A 19,725-nucleotide genomic window follows, 5' to 3' on the forward strand; every position below is an offset into this window, starting at 1 on the left:
TCGGAGTCCTGTCATGTTGCCGCTAACCCGTCTGCGCCGGCTTGATGTGCTGACCGAGCAAGGCCAAACCGGCCAACTCAGCGCAGCCAGCGGTTTGGTCGCGATCGATGATTATCTGCATGTTATCGCCGACGATGAGCTCACGATGGCGACCTTTCGCTACTCGGAGCCGAGTCGCCCGGGCCAATTGCAGCGGCTGCTGCCGGGTCGTTTGCCGGTCGAGAAGGCCGCCCGCAAGCGGCAAAAGCCGGACTGGGAGGCGCTTTTGCCAGTACCGGCCAGCCCCGCTCAACCGCATGGCGCGCTGCTCGCTTTCGGCTCCGGCTCGACCGAAGAGCGCATGCAGGCCGCCTTGCTGGAGCTGGATGCATCCGGTGCGCTGACCGGTGTGGTCAGCACTTACTCCCTGCGGCCGTTCTATTCGGCGGCCAGCCGCAAGCTGGAAGAGCTGAATGTCGAGGCGGTGTTCCTGAAAGCCGGCCGCATCCATTTTGTCAGCCGCGGCAACCGGATCCATCCGATCAGCTGCGTGATCGCCTGCGAGTTCGCGGCCTGGTTGGCTTGGCTATTCGACGCCAGTAAGCCGCTGCCGGCCTTGACCCTGACCTCGCTGACGCTGCCAAGCCTCAATGACGTGGTCGCCAGTGTCAGTGATGCCGTGGCCCTGACCAATGGCTGGCTGGCGACCGCCATCGCCGAAGCGACCGACGACCGTTACCAGGACGGACCTTGCGTCGGCGCGGCGTTGGCGCAGTTCGACGAGCGCCACCGTCTGATCGGCTGGTGGCCGCTGGCCGAGCCGGTGAAGATTGAAGGGCTGGCCTTCGTGTCCGGCAAATCCGGCCCGGAACTGTTGCTGGTCAACGACCCGGACGATGCCCGGATAGCAGCCGAATTGTTTTCGGTGCGGCTGCCGGTCTGAACAGATTTCACAAAACCGGGCGAAAATCGCCAAGCTGCCGAATTTGTGAGCGAAATCGGCTTTTTACCCAGTTATCCACAGGCATTACACCGATCTGTTCCGTGGAACAGGGTTCCACAGATCCGTTACCCTATCGCCCCGGCCAAAAACGCTGGATTTCGCTATGGAGCATTCCGTGGGTCGCATCATCGCAGTAGCCAATCAGAAAGGTGGCGTCGGCAAGACCACCACCAGCATCAACCTCGCCGCCAGTCTGGCGGCCACCCATCGCCGGGTGCTGTTGATCGATCTGGATCCGCAGGGCAACGCCACCATGGGCAGTGGCGTCAACAAGCATGGCCTCGAAGCCACCATTTATGACGTGCTGATGGGCGACATCAACGCTCGCGGCGCCATCATCAAAGCCGCCAACGCCGGCTATGACCTGATCCCTGCCAACCAGGAACTGACCGCCGCCGAAGTGCACCTGCTGGAAATCGAGCAGCGTGAACACCGGCTGGAATTGGCGCTGGCCGATTTGCTCAATGATTACGATTACATCTACATCGATTGCCCGCCCAGTCTGAACATGCTGACCGTCAACGCGCTGGTCGCCGCCGATTCGGTACTGATCCCGATGCAGTGCGAGTACTACGCGCTGGAAGGCATCTCGGCGCTGATGAACACCGTCGAACAAATCAAATCGGCACTGAATCCGGAGCTGCATATCGAAGGCGTGCTGCGCACGATGTTCGATCCGCGCAGCAATCTGTCCACCGATGTCGCGCTGCAATTGCAGGAGCATTTCGGTGAGCGGCTGTACAACACCGTGATCCCGCGTAATGTCCGCCTCGCTGAAGCGCCGTCGCACGGTGTGCCAGCGTTGATCTACGACAAGCTGTCGGCGGGGGCGAAAGCCTATCTGACCCTGGCCGGTGAAGTGCTACGGCGCGACAACGTGCCGTTCTCGGAAATGTCCGTTCAATAAATCGCACACCGTAATTTCGCCCGGCCAGTCTGGCCGGCGCTGCGGCGACCTCGCCTGTGAGCGAGGCGCCGGTTTCGCTGCATTCACAGCGATGATCCGATCGTTTTGGGGACAACAACATGGCAGTTAAAAAACGCGGCCTCGGTACCGGCCTGTCGGCGCTGATCGGCGCCAATACCGCGCAGGCACTCAGCACAGGCAAAACCTTGGCCGAAACCGACGGCGAACTGAAACAGTTGCCGGTCGAATTTCTGCAGCCGGGCCGTTATCAACCGCGTCGGGTGATGACCGAAGACGCGCTCAATGAGCTCGCTGAATCGATCAAGGCCCAGGGCCTGATCCAGCCGATCGTCGTGCGCCGTATCGGCGACAACAAATACGAAATCATCGCCGGTGAGCGCCGCTGGCGCGCCTCGCAAAAAGCCGGCTTGATGCAGGTCGCCTGCCTGGTCAAGGAAGTGTCGGAACACGGCGCTGCTGCGATGGCACTGATCGAAAACATCCAGCGCGAAGATCTGAACTGCATCGAAGAAGCGATGGGCCTGCAGCGGCTGATCCACGATTTTCAATTGACCCAGGAACAAGTGGCCACCGCCGTCGGCAAATCGCGCGTGTCAGTGACCAACCTGCTGCGCCTGCTTCATTTGCACAATGAAGTGAAAACCCTGCTCGAACGCGGCGACATCGAAATGGGCCACGCCCGTGCCCTGCTCTCGCTGGATCCGAAACAGCAGGTCGAAGCGGCCCGCGAAGTCGCCGCGAAAGAATTGACTGTTCGCGATACCGAAAAGCTGGTGCGGCGCTTGTTGCAACCGGCCAACGAAAAAGCCGAAAAGCCGAAACAGGGCGCCAGCGATGTCGCGCGGCTGGAACGGCAATTGGCCGAATTGCTTGGCACGCCGGTCCGGTTCGAGCAGTCGAGCAAACACGCCGGCAAGCTGGTGATCAGCTATAGCTCGCTGGAGCAACTCGATGGCGTGCTGGGCAAGCTTGGCGTCGTCAGCGAAGAGTGAACGCACGGTTGTGGGAGCGGCCTTGGCCGCGATTTGTTTTTTGCAAACAAACGATCGCGGCCAAGGCCGCTCCTGCAAGACAATTCGTACGGCAAACGCTTCGACCGGAAGATCGACCATTACACCGGCTAAAAAGCCGAAAGCGACAACAACACGTTCGATAAAGACAGGGATTCGCCGCGCATGAAAGCCAACCGTCTGACGCTCTACATCATCATCGGATTATTTCTGGGTTTGCTGGTTGGTTTTGCCGTGCATGCCGAGCTCGGTGAGGACACCGTTGGCTTTGTCGATGGCATGGGTTTGATTACCACCGTGTTCCTGCGCTTGATCAAAATGATCATCGCGCCACTGGTGTTCACCACGCTGGTGGTCGGCGTCGCCAAAATGGGCGATCTGGCGGCGGTTGGCCGGGTTGGCGGCAAAGCACTGCTGTGGTTCGTGTTTGCCTCGCTGGTGTCGCTGACACTGGGTCTCATCATGGTCAATGTGCTGCGGCCCGGCGATGCCCTGCTTGGCCACGTCACTATTGATGCGGCTGCCCAAACCGGTATTTCTGGCGGCAATCTTACTTTGAAGGAATTCGTCACCCACCTGGTGCCGGCCTCGGTGTTTGACGGCATGGCAAAAAACGAAATCCTGCAGATCGTTGTTTTCTCGCTGTTCTTCGGTGCCGGTTTGGCGGCGCTCGGTGAGCGTGGCAAGGCGCTGGTCGAAAGCATCGATATTGCCGCCCATGTCATGCTGAAAGTCACCGGCTATGTGATGTGGCTGTCGCCGCTGGCGGTGTTCGCGGCGGTGTCGGCGGTCGTGGCGAAAAGCGGCGGCACCTCGCTGCCGGGTATCGGCACTTTCATGGTCGAGTTCTATCTGAGCATCCTGCTGCTCTGGCTGACCTTGATGGCGCTCGGCGCGGTCTTTCTGCGTCGCCGGGTAATCAGCTTGATCAAAATGGTGCGTGAGCCGCTGATCCTGGCGTTCTCGACCGCCTCCAGTGAAGCGGCCTACCCGAAAACGCTGGCGCAGCTGGAAAAATTCGGTTGCAGCAATCGCATTGCCTCGTTCGTGTTGCCGGTCGGCTATTCGTTCAATCTGGACGGTTCGATGATGTACTGCACCTTCGCGACCGTGTTCATTTCGCAGGCCTATGGCATCGAGTTGTCACTGGGCACGCAAATCACCATGCTGCTGATCCTGATGCTGACCTCGAAAGGCATGGCCGGCGTGCCGCGCGCCTCGCTGGTGGTCATTGCCGCGACGTTGTCGCAATTCAATATTCCGGAAGCCGGTTTGCTGCTGATCCTCGGCGTCGATCATTTCCTCGACATGGCGCGCTCGGCCACCAACGTGGTCGGCAACTCGGTTGCCACCGCCGTGGTCGCGAAGTGGGAAGGCGAACTGACCGAGCCGGTGGCCGACAACGACAGTAGCCAAGGCTGAGTACGCGAGCTGATGAAGCCGGATTCACTGGCGGAAATTCGCCAAAGCCAGCAGCAGATGCTGGCCAAGATCGACGAGATTGAGCAAGCCTACCGTGCCCGTCCTGACGGGGTCGAAGCGGACCCGGAGTTGGAACAGTGGTTGGCTGACAGTCGCCAGTCGGTTGCCGATCAACAGGCCTGGCTCAGTGGCCTGCAGGCCGATCAAATCGAGCGGCAACGGGCGCAGCGCCAGCAACTGGTTGGCATTGCCGTGTTGCTGCTGGTGCTGATCGGCATTTTCGTTTTTTCCTGAACCGTGCCGGGCAGGCCGGCAGCAACGTGAGCGTACCGACATGGCCGTAACGCTGGATGGCAAATTGGTGGTCGCGGTGTCGTCGCGGGCGCTGTTTGATTTTGAAGAAGAAAACCATCTGTTCGAATCCAGCGACGACCGCGCCTACATGCAATTGCAGTTGCAGCGGCTGGAGCAGGCGGCGCGACCCGGTGTCGCGTTTCCGCTGGTCAAGAAACTGCTGGCGTTCAACCAGCAGGATCAGCACCGGGTCGAAGTGGTGATTCTGTCGCGCAATGATCCGGTGTCGGGTTTGCGGGTGTTCCGCTCGGCCACCAGCGCCGGTCTGGAATTGCAGCGCGGCGTATTCACCCGCGGCGCACCGCCCTACCGCTACCTGAACGCGCTGCACGCCAATCTGTTTCTGTCGGTCAACGAAGACGATGTCCGCTCGGCGCTCAATGCCGGCTTTCCGGCCGCGCGCGTCTATCCGCAGTCGATCAAGGCCGCCGAGCAGTATCCGCACGAAATCCGCATCGCGTTCGACGGCGATGCCGTGCTGTTTTCCGACGAAGCCGAACGGGTTTTCCAGCGCGACGGCCTGCCGGAATTCCAGCGTCATGAACACGATCACAAAGGCCGGCCGCTGCCGCCGGGGCCGTTCCAGCCGCTACTCAAAGCGCTGCACGAGCTGCAGCAAACCAGCGCCGACGCACCGATGCGCATCCGCACCGCGCTGGTCACTGCCCGCAGCGCGCCAGCCCATGAGCGCGCCATCCGGACGCTGATGGACTGGCATATCGTGGTTGACGAGGCGATGTTCCTTGGCGGCCTCGACAAAGCCGCCTTCCTGCGCGAATTCGCCCCGGATTTCTTCTTCGATGATCAGACCCGGCACTGCGATTCCGCCGCTTCGGTGGTGCCAACGGGCCATGTCAGCGCCGGCATCGCCAATGGCGGCTGAAGCGTGATGTGGCGATTAGTGGCTTCGGCCACCAATCACCACAATATCTGGTAGCGCTCCCACCCCGAGACTGGCGTATAAGCGCTTGAACTAGCTGCATTTCTGCGTTGTAAAAGCGGGTTTTGGCCCTTATAATGCCGCGCGTCGCCGGCGGGCTAGTTGAGAATATTTCTCATTTTCTGCCGCGGTCTGAACTCCAGACTCCGAATCTTCCTATACATAAAGCGAGAACTGGCCTATGACTTTGCATCCGGTCGAGCGCGGACGAGCGTTCGTCGCCAGGGTGCATGGCGCGATGGCCATCATGGCCTTGGTGTTGGCGCTAGCCATCGCCGTTGCAGTGGGGTTCACCGAAGCTCTGGCCACCTTTGTTGGTGGTATCGCGGTTGTGTTACCGCAAAATTTCGTTGCCCGCCGGCTGTTGCAGCCGATGGGCGCACGGGAAGCAACCCGGTTTGTGTTCCGGCTCTGGGCGTTCCAGGCCGTGAAATGGCTGACCAGTGCGCTGCTGTTGACCGCCGCACTGATGCAGTTCAAAGCCCAGACCGGCTATGTGTTGACCGGATTCATCGTCATCTTTCAAGGGTTGTGGCTGATTCCATTGGTACTGGCCGGAATTGACCGCACCCGAACAGGTAACGCCCGCACAGGTAAGCAATGAGCCAAGAGATGAGCGAGCAAGCGACCGAACACGGCCTGACGGCCAGCGAATACATCAAGCACCACTTGCATCACCTGCAAAGTGGCCATCAGCAGTCGCAGGTCGACTTTTCGGTGGTCAACCTGGATACCGTGTTCTGGGCATGGTTTGCCGGTTTGCTGGCGTTGTTCATGCTGTGGAAAGCCACCCGCAAGGCCACCACCGGTGTCCCGGGCCGGCTGCAATGCGCCATCGAGATGCTGGTCGAGATGGTCGACGAACAGGCCAAGTCGATTGTCCATGGTGACCGTTCGTTCATCGCCCCGTTGGCGCTGACCATTTTCGTCTGGATCATTTTCATGAACTCGCTCGACCTGTTCCCGGTCGACTGGTTCCCGTGGATTGCCCACAACGTTTTCCATTTTGAATACATGCGTGTGGTCCCGACCGCCGACATCAATGCCACCTTGGGCATGTCGTTCGCGGTGTTCCTGCTGACCCTGTATTACGGCATCAAGGTCAAGGGCATTGGCGGCTTCAGCCATGAACTGATCGCGGCACCGTTTGGTGACAAGTGGTTCCTGGCACCGATCAACCTGGCCATGCAATTGATTGAATACGCCGCCAAGACCCTGTCACTGGGCCTGCGGTTGTACGGCAACATGTATGCCGGCGAATTGTTGTTCATGCTGATTGCCCTGCTCGGTGCCATTGCTTTCCCGTGGGAAGGTGGTGCCGGTTTCGGCAGCTTCATGGGCAGCGCCGTGGCGCAAATGGCCTGGGCCATTTTCCACATCCTGATCGTCGTGCTGCAGGCTTACATCTTCATGATGCTGAGCCTGGTGTACCTCGGTCAGGCGCACGACGCGCACTGATTTGCAGTAGTGAGTTTGGCAGCACATTCATTCAGTAAATTTTTCAGTTTCAGTTTGTTAACACCAACACTTTAGCGAGGAAACACAAATGGAAAGCATCGGTCTGCTGGCTCTTGCGTGCGGCATCATCATCGGTCTGGGCGCCATCGGTGCTTGCATCGGCATCGCCATCATGGGTTCGAAGTTCCTGGAAAGCTCGGCTCGCCAGCCGGAGCTGATGGGTCAGCTGCAAACCAAAATGTTCCTGCTGGCCGGTCTGATTGACGCCCCGTTCATTATCGGTGTCGGTCTGGCGCTGTACTTCGTTGGCAACCCGTTCGGCGGCTAATAACGGCCTTTCCGGGCACCTTGCTCGACATTTGCTGAGGAAGCATCAACCGTGAATCTGAATGCAACCCTGCTAGTGCAGACATTCACGTTCCTGATGTTCGCGTGGTTCACGATGAAGTTCGTGTGGCCGCCGATCATCAAAGCCATCGACGAGCGCCGGCAGAAGATTGCTGACGGCCTCGCAGCGGCAGAACGTGGCAAGCACGACATCGAGATTGCCCAGAAGGAAGCGACCAAGATCATTCGCGAAGCGCGCGAATCGGCCTCTGAAATCGTCGATAAGGCGAATCGGAAGCACGCCGAAATCGTTGACGCTGCCGCCGGTGACGCCCGCAAAGAAGCCGAGCGCATCATCACCAGCGCCAAGTCGGAAGTGGAACAACAGGTGCAGCAGGCGAAAGAAGCCCTGCGTAGCCAGGTTGCCACTCTGGCGGTTGCCGGTGCCGAGAAGATTCTCGTGCGCTCGATCGATGCGAAAGCCCACAGCGATCTGGTTAACCAGCTGGCGCAAGAACTGTAATGTCGTTAGCAAGGCAGTCTCCAGTCGAGGCTGCCTTACCTTGACGTTGTTTTTTTACGAGACATGCACACCGCCATGAGCGAACTGACCACTGTTGCACGTCCCTACGCCAAAGCCGCTTTCGAGCACGCGCTCGCTGTGAAAGCGCTCGGGCCTTGGGCTGACTTTCTGCAATTTGCGGCGTATGCCGTCAATGACGCGGAAATGCACGCCCTGCTCGACAATCCGCGCGTGCCCCAGGAGACCCGCCTCGCGGCGCTCCTCGCCGTCTGCGAAGGCCGACTCCCTGACGGCGGCAAGGCGTTTGTAGAAATGCTGGCAGACAATGATCGTCTGTCGGTGCTGTCGGAAATCTGCGCGCTGTTCCTAGTGGAAAAAGCGCGTCACGAGAAGACGGCAGAAGTGGTTATTACCTCGGCGGCTGTACTCGCCGACGGCGAGCGCAAGGCGTTGACCGACGCGCTGGCCAAAAAGTGGAACAAAGCAGTTGTAGCAACTTACGAAGTCGATGCGGCGCTGATTGGTGGCGTCGTGATTCGCGGCAACGATGTTGTGATCGACGGCTCTGTTCGCGGCAAATTGAATCGTCTGGCCGAGACCCTGCGAGCCTAATCAGGAAACCGAAGCATGAGCATGCAACTCAACCCTTCCGAAGTTAGCGAGCTGATCAAGAACCGCATTGCCCAGTTCAAGGTGCAATCGGAAGCTCGCAACGAAGGCACCGTGGTATCGGTGTCGGACGGTATCGTCCGTATCCATGGTCTCGCCGACGCGATGTACGGCGAAATGATCGAACTGCCGGGCAGCAAATATGCGCTGGCGCTGAACCTCGAGCGTGACTCGGTCGGTGCCGTTATTCTCGGTGATTACAGCGGCGTGGCTGAAGGCCAGACCGCCAAGTGCACCGGTCGCATTCTGCAGGTGCCGGTCGGCGAAGCGCTGCTGGGTCGCGTTGTTGACGCGCTCGGCAACCCGATCGACGGCAAGGGCCCGATTGCCCAGGCCGGTTACGAACCGATTGAAAAAGTGGCGCCGGGCGTGATCTGGCGTAAGTCGGTCGACCAGCCGGTGCAAACCGGTTACAAGTCGATTGACGCGATGATCCCGATTGGCCGTGGCCAGCGTGAGCTGATCATCGGCGACCGTCAGACCGGTAAAACCGCGATGGCCATCGACGCGATCATCAACCAGAAAGGCACCGGCATTAAGTGCGTCTATGTTGCCATCGGTCAGAAAGCCTCGACCATTGCCAACATCGTCCGCAAGCTCGAAGAGCACGGCGCGCTGGGTCACACCATCGTTGTCGCCGCACCGGCCTCGGAATCAGCCTCGCTGCAATTCCTGGCACCGTTTGCCGGTTGCACCATGGGCGAATTCTTCCGTGACCGCGGCGAAGACGCGCTGATCGTTTATGACGATCTGACCAAGCAAGCCTGGGCCTACCGTCAAATTTCGTTGCTGCTGAAGCGTCCGCCAGGCCGTGAAGCCTACCCGGGCGACGTGTTCTATCTGCACTCGCGTCTGCTCGAACGTGCGGCCCGCGTCAGCGCCGAGTACGTCGAGAAAGAAACCAAGGGTGCCGTCAAAGGCAAGACCGGTTCGTTGACCGCACTGCCGATCATCGAAACCCAGGCCGGTGACGTCTCCGCGTTCGTTCCGACCAACGTGATCTCGATCACCGACGGTCAGATCTTCCTGGAAACCGATCTGTTCAACGCCGGTATCCGTCCCGCCGTCAACGCCGGTATCTCGGTGTCCCGCGTCGGCGGTGCCGCCCAGACCAAGATCATCAAGAAGCTGGGCGGCGGTATCCGTCTGGCGCTGGCTCAGTACCGCGAACTGGCGGCGTTCTCGCAGTTCGCTTCGGATCTGGACGAAGCCACCCGCGCTCAGCTTGAGCACGGTCAGCGCGTCACCGAGCTGATGAAGCAATTGCAATACGCGCCGATGTCGGTTGCCGACATGGCCATCTCGCTGTTCGCGGCAGAAAACGGCTTCCTGAAGGATGTCGAACTGGCCAAGATCGGCAGCTTCGAAAAGAACTTGTTGGCGTTCATGAAGAGCGATTACACGGCCTTGGTGGATGACATCAACGCCCGCTGTGATTACAACAAGGACATCGAGAAGCAACTGTCCGAAGCGATTACCAAGTTCAAGAAGACCGCGAGCTGGTAAGTCGATGTGTGACGCGCCGCTTGGTAAAAGCGGCGCGTTGAACAGAGCAGCGCTTTTTTTGGCATAGAGCTTTTCTCGAGATAAACGATGGCCGGCGCAAGAGAAATTCGCACCAAGATCGCTAGCGTGAAAAACACGCAGAAGATCACCAAAGCCATGGAGATGGTGGCCGCTTCGAAAATGCGCAGAGCGCAGGAACGAATGGCGGCAACCCGTCCTTATGCGCGCAAGATCCGCAAGGTGATCGGGCATCTGGTGCATGCGAATCTGGAATACCAGCATCCGTATGTGATCCCGCGTACCGTCAAGCGCGTCGGTTACATCATCGTCTCCACCGATCGCGGCCTGTGCGGCGGTTTGAACGTCAACCTGTTCAAGCGCGCACTGACCAGCATGAAAGAGTGGAGCGATAAAGGCGTTGAGGTCGAGCTCTGCCTGATCGGCACCAAGGCCACGCAATTGTTCCGCCGGATCGGTGGCAACGTTGCGTCGCAAGTGTCGCATCTGGGTGACAAACCGACCCTGGCCGATCTGATCGGCACGGTCAAAGTCATGCTCGATGGTTACGATGAAGGCCGCCTGGATCGCGTGTTCCTGGTCAACAACACCTTCGTCAACACCATGACCCAGCAACCGACAGTCGAGCAGCTGGTGCCGGTACAGGCAACAGCGGACGACGAAAAGCCGGACCACAGCTGGGATTACATTTACGAGCCGGAAGCCAAGCCGCTGCTCGACTTGCTGTTCAAGCGCTATGTCGAGTCGCAGGTGTATCAGGGTCTGGTCGAAAACATTGCCTGTGAACAGGCGGCGCGGATGGTGGCCATGAAGGCCGCAACCGACAACGCCGGCGATCTGATCACGGAAATGCAGCTGATTTACAACAAAGCCCGTCAAGCAGCGATTACTCAGGAAATTTCTGAAATCGTCAGCGGTGCGGCGGCGGTTTGATTCAGCGATTGCTGAGTCGGCACAGCCAAGCGGAAAAAGTTTTTAAATTGAGGATTGTCAGATGAGCCACGGCAACATCGTTCAAATTATCGGCGCGGTTATCGACGTCGAATTTCCGCGCAACGCCGTCCCGCAGGTGTACGACGCGCTGCACGTGGAAGGTTCGGGCCTGACCCTGGAAGTGCAACAGCAAATGGGTGACGGCGTGGTCCGTACCATTGCGATGGGCTCGTCCGACGGTCTCAAGCGCGGCATCAAAGTCAGCAACACCGGCAAGCCGGTGTCGGTGCCGGTCGGCAAAGAAACCCTGGGCCGCATCATGGACGTGCTCGGCAATCCGATCGACGAAGCCGGTCCGATTGGCGAACAAGCGCGCATGCCGATTCACCGCAAAGCCCCGACCTATGCCGATCAATCGAGCGCCAACGAACTGCTCGAAACCGGTATCAAAGTTATCGACTTGCTGTGCCCGTTTGCCAAGGGCGGCAAGGTCGGTCTGTTCGGCGGCGCCGGCGTCGGCAAGACCGTCAACATGATGGAATTGATCAACAACATCGCGAAAGAACACGCTGGTCTGTCGGTGTTCGCCGGTGTCGGTGAGCGTACCCGTGAAGGTAACGACTTTTACCACGAAATGAAGGACTCGGGCGTTCTCGACAAAGTGGCGCTGGTTTACGGCCAGATGAACGAGCCGCCGGGTAACCGTCTGCGCGTCGCGCTGACCGGCCTGACCATGGCCGAGCATTTCCGTGACGAGAAAGACGCGTCGGGCAAAGGCAAAGACGTGCTGCTGTTCGTCGACAACATTTACCGTTACACCCTTGCCGGTACCGAAGTCTCGGCGCTGCTGGGTCGTATGCCGTCGGCGGTGGGTTACCAGCCGACGCTGGCGGAAGAAATGGGCGTGCTGCAAGAACGCATCACCTCGACCAAGTGGGGTTCGATCACCTCGATCCAGGCCGTCTACGTGCCAGCGGACGACTTGACCGACCCGTCGCCGGCCACCACCTTCTCGCACTTGGATGCGACGGTCGTGTTGAGCCGTCAAATCGCCGCACTGGGTATCTACCCAGCCGTGGACCCGCTCGACTCGACCTCGCGTCAGCTCGATCCGCTGGTCATCGGCGAAGAGCACTACAACACCGCCCGCGGCGTCCAGGCTGTGCTGCAGCGTTACAAGGAACTGAAAGACATCATCGCGATTCTGGGTATGGACGAACTGTCGGCCGAAGACAAACTGGTCGTGCAGCGCGCCCGTAAAATCCAGCGCTTCCTGTCGCAACCGTTCCACGTTGCAGAAGTGTTCACCGGCTCGCCGGGCAAGTACGTCGCGCTGAAAGAAACCATCCGTGGTTTCAAAGGCATCCTGAGCGGCGAATACGATCACCTGCCGGAGCAGGCGTTCTACATGGTCGGCTCGATTGACGAAGCCGTCGAGAAGGCCAAGACCCTCGCTAAGTAAGGGGTAAGGTGATGTCAGCAGTGAGCATTCATCTGGACATCGTCAGCGCCGAAGGCCAGCTCTTTTCCGGGCTGGTCGAGCTGATTGTCGCGAACGGTTCGCAGGGCGAGCTGGGTATTCTCTACAATCACGCCCCGCTGCTGACTGCGCTGAAGCCGGGCACGGTCAAGATCACGCTGCAGGGCGGCGAAGAAGAGTTCTTCTACGTCTCCGGCGGCATGCTGGAAGTGCAACCGAGTCTGGTGACGATTTTCGCCGACACCGCGGTGCGCGCCCACGATCTGGACGAAGCTTCGGCCCAGCAAGCGCAGCAACGTGCCCGCGTGGCGCTGGAAAATCGCACAGGCGAAATCGAGTACGGCCGGGCCGCCTCGGAACTCGCCGAAGCCGCGGCGCAAATCGCCGCCATCCAGAAGCTGCGCAAGCAGGCCAAGCGCTGAGCAGCGTCGTTTGCTGAGCGAGATCGTCCGGTAACAGTACGATCTGCAAAAAAAAAGGCAGCCTCGGCTGCCTTTTTTGTTGGCGGAAATTCGCTGGCGTGATGTGGGTGGCTGGCCGAGGCTTTGCCGCGACCGGTTGCCAGCGTCCGCTTGTCGGCGCCAGGACGCCATCGGCGCGTTGCTGCCAGAACCGGATCACCCCTGCCCGCCAGCCCTTGGAGCCCGTACAATAGCGCCCTCAGCGCCTGCCCTGGCGTGTTCCCATGAGTCGCACCGGAATGGATCTCTCCGTCATCATCCTCGCTGCCGGTCAAGGCACCCGGATGAAATCTGCCATGCCCAAGGTTCTGCACGCCCTGGCTGGCAAGCCGCTGGTTCAGCATGTCATCGATAACGCCCATGGTTTGAACGCCAAGGCGATTCACCTGATTTACGGCCACGGTGGCGATCAAGTGCGCGCCGCGATTACCGATCCGCAGATTCAATGGGTGCTGCAAGCGCAGCAACTCGGCACCGGCCACGCCGTGCAACAGGCGATACCGAATGTGCCTGACGACCACCGCGTGTTGATTCTGTACGGCGATGTGCCACTGACTCGCAGCGAAACGCTGCAGGCCTTGCTGACCAAACAACCGCAAAACGGCATCGGTTTGTTGACGGTAAATCTGCCCGACCCGACCGGTTACGGCCGCATTGTTCGCGCTGCTGGAAAAGTCACAGCGATTGTTGAGCAGAAAGATGCCAGCGACGAGCAGAAAAAAATAGGCGAAGTGAACACCGGCATTCTCTGCTGCGCCGGCAAGGATTTGCGCCGCTGGCTGGCCAATCTCGGCAACAACAATGCCCAGAAAGAATATTACCTGACCGACATCATTGCGATGTGCGTCGCCGAAGGCGGCGTCGTTGAAACCCATCAGCCGGTTTCGCGTGATGAAGTCGAAGGCGTCAACAACCGGCTGCAACTGGCTGATCTCGAACGTCGCTATCAGCGCCGAGTCGCGGAAGAATTGATGACCGCCGGCGTCACATTGCGTGATCCGGCCCGGCTCGATGTTCGCGGCGTGGTGAAAATTGCCCAGGACGTCATTCTCGATATCAACGTCGTGCTTCAGGGCTCCGTCGAAATCGGCAGCGGCAGCGAGATCGGCGCCAACTGCGTGATCACCGATTGCGTGCTAGGCAAGAACGTTACGGTGCAGCCGAATTCGGTGCTCGAAGGCGCGGTGGTCGGTGATGGTGCCATCATCGGGCCGTTTGCGCGCTTGCGGCCGGGCGCCGAGCTTGCTGACAACGTCCATATCGGCAATTTTGTCGAAGTGAAGAAAGCAAAAATCGGCGTAGGCTCCAAAGCCAATCACCTCGCCTACATTGGTGATGCCGAAATCGGTCGCGACTGCAATGTCGGCGCCGGGACGATTACCTGCAATTACGACGGCGCCAACAAACACCTGACTGTGCTCGAAGACGATGTGTTCGTCGGCTCCGATACGCAATTGGTCGCGCCGGTACGGATCGGCAAAGGAGCAACGATAGGCGCCGGCACCACCGTCACCAAGGATGTCAGCCCTGACGCCCTGGTGATCTCACGGACCAAGCAAACCGAAATCAGCGGCTGGCAACGGCCGCGGAAGAAGAAACCGGTTTAAGTCTTTTGTAGAAACAGCGTGTTGCCGGCAGGTTGTCGCGGCAGCCCGCAGAATATGACATGGATTCAGCCGGCGTTTAGCTCCCGCGCCGGACAGTAGCGGTCTCCTGATCGAGACGGCATCACGAATCGCACGGAGCGCGGTTCGGCAAACGAGGTAATGCAAAGATGTGCGGAATTGTTGGCGCAATCGCGCAGCGTAACGTGGTCCCGATGTTGGTCGATGGTCTGAAGCGGCTGGAATACCGTGGCTATGACTCGGCCGGTATAGCTGTGCTGGACAAAGAGATCAAGCGCGTGCGCCGGGTCGGCCGCGTCGCTGAAATGGAAAACGCCGCCAAGGAAATCAATCTGACCGGCTTGCTCGGCATTGGCCACACCCGCTGGGCGACTCACGGCGGCGTGACCGAACCGAATGCGCATCCGCATGTCTCGGCTGGTCTGATTGCCGTGGTGCACAACGGCATCATCGAAAATCACGATGAGAAACGTGACGAGCTGAAGCGGCTCGGCTACATGTTTACCTCGCAAACCGACACTGAAGTCATTGCCCATCTGGTGCATCACCACTACACCCGGGCCAAGGATCCGGCGCGTGATCTGTTGGTAGCGGTGAAATCGGCAGTGAAAGAGCTGGTCGGTGCTTATGCGATTGCCGTCATCGCGATGGACAAGCCGGATCAATTGGTCGTTGCCCGCATGGGTTGCCCGCTGCTGATCGGCGTTGGTGAAGGCGAGAATTTTGTCGCCTCGGATGTCTCGGCCGTGCTGTCGTCCACCCGCAAAGTGATCTACCTGGAAGAAGGCGATGTCGCCAATCTGACTCGCGACAGCATCAAGATTTGGGACAAGAATGGCGTTGCCATCGAGCGCACCCAGCATCTGTCCGATGTCTCGCTGGCCTCGCTGGAACTCGGCCCTTACAGCCATTTCATGCAGAAAGAAATTCACGAGCAACCGAAAGCGCTGTCCGACACCATCGAGCAAGTGCTGGAACAGGGCTTTGTCCCGGAGTTGTTCGGCGCCGATGCGGCAAAAATTTTCAGCGACATCGAAGGCATCCAGATCATCGCCTGCGGCACCAGCTTCTATGCCGGTTCGGTAGCGCGGTACTGGATCGAATCGATCGCCGGTCTTCCCTGCCAGGTTGAAATCGCCAGCGAATACCGCTACCGCGATGTCGCAGCCAATCCGAAGCATCTGGTTGTCACCATTTCGCAGTCCGGTGAAACCCTGGACACGATGGAAGCACTGAAGTTTGCCAAGTCGCTCGGTTGCAACAAAACCCTGTCGATTTGCAATGTTCGCGAATCGGCGTTGCCGCGCAGTTCAGCGCTGGTGTTCTATACCCGCGCCGGTGCCGAAATCGGCGTCGCCTCGACCAAGGCGTTCACAACCCAATTGGTCGCGTTGTTCACCCTGACCGTGACGCTGGCAAAAATGCGCGGTCGCATCAGTGATGAACAAGTGGCCCAGCATCTCGATGCGCTGCGGCACCTGCCGGGCAGCGTTCAACACGCGCTCAATCTGGAGCCGCAAATCGCGATCTGGTCGGATAAATTTGCTCCCAAGCACCATGCGCTGTTCCTCGGCCGCGGCCTGCACTACCCCATCGCGATGGAAGGGGCGCTGAAGCTGAAAGAGATCACCTATATCCATGCCGAAGCCTACGCCGCCGGCGAGCTGAAACACGGTCCGCTGGCATTGGTTGATGAGAGCATGCCAGTGGTGGTGATCGCGCCGAACGATACGCTGCTGGAAAAAGTGAAATCGAACATGCAGGAAGTGCGCGCCCGCGGCGGCGAACTGTTTGTGTTCGCCGATCTCGACAGCCACTTCAGCGAATCGGAAGGCGTGCACGTGATCCGGACGCCGCGCCATGCCGGCGTACTGAGCCCGATCGTGCATTCGATTCCGGTGCAGTTGCTGGCCTATCATGCCGCGCTGGCGCGTGGCACCGATGTCGACAAGCCGCGCAATCTGGCCAAATCGGTCACCGTGGAATAAACCGGCGCGCGCATCGACAGCGCGCACCGGCAACGACGACGGCAGCCATAACGGCCATTCGAAACCGAAACAGAACAGGCATCACGAGGAACGCGCATGCAATTCAAGACTGGGTCCCTGCTGCTGGTTTTGCTCGCCACACTGGCGCTGGCGGGCTGTGCCAAACCGGATGACGATCGCACCGGCAAGGAAAGTGGCAGCGCCGAGCAGAGCACGCCGTCGTCGAGCCGTGCCGAGGCAGAAGCGAACAATCCGGATCTGCCATACAAGCTGATCAATCCGGCTGGTGGCACCGAGCAACCGGAAGTGGTGGAGTTTTTCTCCTTCACCTGTCCGCATTGCCGGGCCATGGAAGGATTTCTGGCCGACTGGCTGCCAAAGAAGCCGGCCAACGTCCAGTTCCGCCGGATGCACGTGGTTGGCATGTTTGGCGAACAGGGTGACTTACTGGCCAAGGCGTTCTACACCGCGGAAGTGCTCGGCATCGAAGCCAAGATCCACCAGCCGTTTTTCGATCTGATTCATCTCGAACGCAAGATGCCGAAAAACGAACAGGAAGTGGCCGCGTATTTCGCCAACTTCGGCGTCTCCGCCGACACCGTGCTGAGTACCATGAACTCGTTCCCGGTCAGCATGAAAATGGGTCAGGCCAAGCAGGCTGTTGCCAAGTACAAACTGACTGGTGTGCCCGGCTTTATCATCAACGACAAATATTTCACCGACGGCAGTACCGCCAAGAGCGCTGAGGCGCTGGACAAGGTACTGACGGAATTGCCGCTGCGTTAAGCCGTTTTGTTGTTGGCAGCCCGCTTCGGCGGGCTTTGCTTTTTGCAGGATTTTTTGCTGTGCTTTTTCAGCGCGCATGATTGAAGTTGAACTGGCCGCAATCAGGAATTCACCGATGAGCTCACTTCGTTTTCGTTCACTGCCAATCCTGCTGCTGCTGAGTGGCCTGTTCGCGGCAGCACCGACGGTTCACGCTGCCGAAAGCCTTGCGGTAAAAAACGCGCCGCTGCTGTGGCGAGTCGAAGGCAACGGTATCGACCGTGACGCCGCGCCCTATCTGTTCGGCACGATCCACATTCCTGATCCGCGGGTGACCCAATTGCACCCGGCCGTTGAGGCGGCATTCAAGGCCAGCACGCTGGTGCTGACCGAACTGAAACTCGATCTGGCTCTGCAAGCGGCCGCGGCGCAAGCCAGCCTGCTGCCGGCGCCGCAAAGCCTGTCGGCACAACTGACGCCAGCGCTGCGCGTGCAACTGGAAACCGAGTTGAAAGCGATAAACAGCCAATTGAGACCGGTGATGTTTGATCGCTTGAAGCCATGGGCTTTGGCAACCCAGCTGGCACTGCTGCCAATCCAGTTGAAAAATCCCGGCGTGCCGGCGCTCGATTTTCAGTTGGCCCAGCGCGCCGAAGCCGAAGGTAAAACCAATGAAGGTCTGGAGCAACTGGAAGAACAGCTGATCATCTTTGATCGATTGAGTCAGACTGAGCAGCTCGCCCTGCTCAAGGAAGCACTGGACGCGCTCGCCAAAGCCAGAAAGACCGGCGATGACATGGTCGAGCAACTGACTACGGCATATTTGCGCGGCGATGAAGCCGATGTGCAACAACTGCTGGAAGCATTCGAAGGCGACAACAAGGCGCTGAATGACAAGCTCAGCAAAGCCCTGCTCGATGATCGCAATCAGGTCATGACCAAGCGCTTGCTCCAGCGCATCAAAACGCAGCCGAAGACCCGGCTGTTTGTTGCGGTCGGCGCGGCCCATTTGATCGGCGACAAGTCCATCGTCGCGTTGCTGCGCCAGCAGGGCTACACGGTGACTCGCATTGAGCGGTGAGCTGCAATAGCTGAAGAGGGGGAGCGCAACTGCCCGCCAAAAAGCAGCTCAGCGAAATGCAAAGATCGGGAGCGCATTTTTGATCCCCTCCTTGTCAAGGAGGGGAGAGCAAGCGCGATTTGTTAACAGAATGCTATTGGTCAGTTGCAGGCGATTTGTTGTTGAGCGGTTACGAACGACTATTGCACCAATTCCTGCTCGGTGAAAATGCCCTCGAACAATGCTGTCGACAAATAGCGTTCGCCGGAGTCCGGCAACACCACGACGATAGTCTTGCCCTTGTGCTGCGGTTGCTCGGCCACCCGCAGCGCTGCGACCAAGGCGGCACCGCAGGAGATGCCGGCCAGAATGCCTTCCTTCAACATCAATTGGCGCGCGGCTTCGATCGCTTCTTCGTTGCTGACGGTCTCGACCTGATCGACCATTTCCAGATCCAGATTCTTCGGGACAAAGTTGGCGCCAATGCCCTGAATCTTGTGCGGTGCCGGTTTCAGCGCTTCGCCAGCGCGGGTTTGCGAAATCAGCGGCGATACCGCCGGCTCGACCGCGACCGTCGTGATCTTTTTGCCTTCTTTCAGTTTGATATAACGCGAGACGCCGGTCAGGGTGCCGCCGGTGCCGACGCCGGCAACAAATACGTCGATCTCGCCATTGGTATCTTTCCAGATTTCCGGCCCGGTGGTGTCGTAATGAATCTGCGGGTTGGCCGGATTTTCAAACTGCTTCACTTCAAAATACTTGCCCGGATTTTCATTGACCAGTTCAGTCACCTTGTCGACCGCACCGCGCATGCCTTTGGCCGGGTCGGTCAGCACCAGCTTGGCGCCAAGCGCTTTCAACAATTTGCGCCGCTCCAGACTCATGCTGGCCGGCATGGTCAGGGTCAGGCCATAACCGCGGGCCGCCGCGACAAAGGCCAGCGCGATGCCGGTGTTGCCGGAGGTCGCTTCAATGATTTCCTTGCCGGCGGTCAGCAGGCCCTTCTTCTCCGCATCCCAGATCATCGCGGCGCCAATCCGGCACTTGACCGAAAACGCCGGGTTGCGGCTTTCCAGCTTGGCGTAAACCTTGGCATTGGTCAGCCGGGCCAGCCGCACCAACGGGGTGTTGCCGATGCTGAGCGAGTTGTCATTGAACGTAGCCATTTGAGTTCTCCTGAACCGGGCGCGGCTGCCCTGTGTAGCCGCCCTGTAATGATGACGCCATGGTCGCGCTGGCGCTGGCCGGCGGCAAAGACTCGGCCGCCATATTCTTA

20 protein-coding genes are annotated in these 19,725 nt (G+C 59.3%); 19 read left to right on the forward strand and 1 reads right to left on the reverse strand.

Annotation, left to right across the window (positions count from 1 at the left end; translation table 11 throughout):
• Positions 1–13: 13 nt before the first annotated feature.
• From HPT27_RS03330 to HPT27_RS03420, 19 genes are all read left to right on the forward strand, one after another.
• Entirely contained in the window at positions 14–922 is a 909-nt protein-coding gene (locus tag HPT27_RS03330; RefSeq protein ID WP_172238924.1) for a DUF6929 family protein, read from the forward strand.
• A 175-nt stretch (positions 923–1,097) separates the two neighbouring features.
• Positions 1,098–1,889: a ParA family protein gene (locus HPT27_RS03335; protein WP_172245045.1), complete on the forward strand. Its 792-nt coding sequence runs from the start codon at positions 1,098–1,100 to the stop codon at positions 1,887–1,889.
• Positions 1,890–2,008: 119 nt separating this feature from the next.
• Positions 2,009–2,902 (forward strand): ParB/RepB/Spo0J family partition protein, encoded by an 894-nt coding sequence (locus tag HPT27_RS03340; RefSeq protein WP_172238927.1) that lies wholly within the window; start codon positions 2,009–2,011, stop codon positions 2,900–2,902.
• Between the two features lie 183 nt (positions 2,903–3,085).
• Complete coding sequence (locus HPT27_RS03345; RefSeq protein ID WP_172238930.1) at positions 3,086–4,342, forward strand: dicarboxylate/amino acid:cation symporter; 1,257 nt, start codon at positions 3,086–3,088, stop codon at positions 4,340–4,342.
• 12 nt (positions 4,343–4,354) lie between these two features.
• A complete protein-coding gene (locus HPT27_RS03350; protein WP_172238933.1) occupies positions 4,355–4,636 on the forward strand; it encodes a hypothetical protein in 282 nt (93 codons plus the stop codon).
• A gap of 40 nt (positions 4,637–4,676) precedes the next feature.
• Positions 4,677–5,579, forward strand: coding sequence for a 5'-nucleotidase (locus tag HPT27_RS03355; RefSeq protein WP_172238936.1), 903 nt, complete (start codon positions 4,677–4,679; stop codon positions 5,577–5,579).
• A 238-nt stretch (positions 5,580–5,817) separates the two neighbouring features.
• Complete coding sequence (locus tag HPT27_RS03360; protein WP_172238939.1) at positions 5,818–6,240, forward strand: ATP synthase subunit I; 423 nt, start codon at positions 5,818–5,820, stop codon at positions 6,238–6,240.
• Between the two features lie 8 nt (positions 6,241–6,248).
• A complete protein-coding gene (gene atpB, locus HPT27_RS03365) occupies positions 6,249–7,094 on the forward strand; it encodes a F0F1 ATP synthase subunit A (RefSeq protein ID WP_211197835.1) in 846 nt (281 codons plus the stop codon).
• 88 nt (positions 7,095–7,182) lie between these two features.
• Positions 7,183–7,422 (forward strand): F0F1 ATP synthase subunit C, encoded by a 240-nt coding sequence (atpE, locus tag HPT27_RS03370; RefSeq protein WP_172238945.1) that lies wholly within the window; start codon positions 7,183–7,185, stop codon positions 7,420–7,422.
• 51 nt (positions 7,423–7,473) lie between these two features.
• Complete coding sequence (locus HPT27_RS03375; RefSeq protein WP_172238948.1) at positions 7,474–7,944, forward strand: F0F1 ATP synthase subunit B; 471 nt, start codon at positions 7,474–7,476, stop codon at positions 7,942–7,944.
• A gap of 75 nt (positions 7,945–8,019) precedes the next feature.
• The gene (locus tag HPT27_RS03380; RefSeq protein ID WP_172238951.1) at positions 8,020–8,556 is read left to right on the forward strand and encodes a F0F1 ATP synthase subunit delta; all 537 of its coding nucleotides are present in this window, start codon (positions 8,020–8,022) and stop codon (positions 8,554–8,556) included.
• Between the two features lie 21 nt (positions 8,557–8,577).
• The gene (gene atpA / locus HPT27_RS03385; RefSeq protein WP_172245047.1) at positions 8,578–10,119 is read left to right on the forward strand and encodes a F0F1 ATP synthase subunit alpha; all 1,542 of its coding nucleotides are present in this window, start codon (positions 8,578–8,580) and stop codon (positions 10,117–10,119) included.
• Between the two features lie 87 nt (positions 10,120–10,206).
• The gene (gene atpG, locus HPT27_RS03390; protein WP_172238954.1) at positions 10,207–11,070 is read left to right on the forward strand and encodes a F0F1 ATP synthase subunit gamma; all 864 of its coding nucleotides are present in this window, start codon (positions 10,207–10,209) and stop codon (positions 11,068–11,070) included.
• A 61-nt stretch (positions 11,071–11,131) separates the two neighbouring features.
• Positions 11,132–12,532 (forward strand): F0F1 ATP synthase subunit beta, encoded by a 1,401-nt coding sequence (gene atpD / locus HPT27_RS03395; protein ID WP_172238957.1) that lies wholly within the window; start codon positions 11,132–11,134, stop codon positions 12,530–12,532.
• Between the two features lie 11 nt (positions 12,533–12,543).
• Positions 12,544–12,972, forward strand: coding sequence for a F0F1 ATP synthase subunit epsilon (locus tag HPT27_RS03400; RefSeq protein ID WP_172238960.1), 429 nt, complete (start codon positions 12,544–12,546; stop codon positions 12,970–12,972).
• A 278-nt stretch (positions 12,973–13,250) separates the two neighbouring features.
• Complete coding sequence (glmU, locus tag HPT27_RS03405; RefSeq protein WP_172245049.1) at positions 13,251–14,618, forward strand: bifunctional UDP-N-acetylglucosamine diphosphorylase/glucosamine-1-phosphate N-acetyltransferase GlmU; 1,368 nt, start codon at positions 13,251–13,253, stop codon at positions 14,616–14,618.
• A 167-nt stretch (positions 14,619–14,785) separates the two neighbouring features.
• A complete protein-coding gene (gene glmS / locus HPT27_RS03410) occupies positions 14,786–16,624 on the forward strand; it encodes a glutamine--fructose-6-phosphate transaminase (isomerizing) (protein WP_172238963.1) in 1,839 nt (612 codons plus the stop codon).
• A 96-nt stretch (positions 16,625–16,720) separates the two neighbouring features.
• Positions 16,721–17,410, forward strand: a complete 690-nt coding sequence (locus tag HPT27_RS03415) for a thiol:disulfide interchange protein DsbA/DsbL (RefSeq protein WP_172238966.1) — start codon at positions 16,721–16,723, stop codon at positions 17,408–17,410.
• Between the two features lie 115 nt (positions 17,411–17,525).
• A complete protein-coding gene (locus HPT27_RS03420; protein ID WP_172238969.1) occupies positions 17,526–18,470 on the forward strand; it encodes a TraB/GumN family protein in 945 nt (314 codons plus the stop codon).
• A gap of 179 nt (positions 18,471–18,649) precedes the next feature.
• Here HPT27_RS03420 and cysK read toward each other — a convergent pair whose 3' ends face one another.
• A complete protein-coding gene (gene cysK, locus HPT27_RS03425) occupies positions 18,650–19,615 on the reverse strand; it encodes a cysteine synthase A (RefSeq protein ID WP_172238972.1) in 966 nt (321 codons plus the stop codon).
• Positions 19,616–19,725: the final 110 nt, after the last annotated feature.

Origin of the sequence: Permianibacter fluminis, from assembly GCF_013179735.1 — a bacterium.
GTDB lineage: Bacteria > Pseudomonadota > Gammaproteobacteria > Enterobacterales > Permianibacteraceae > Permianibacter > Permianibacter fluminis.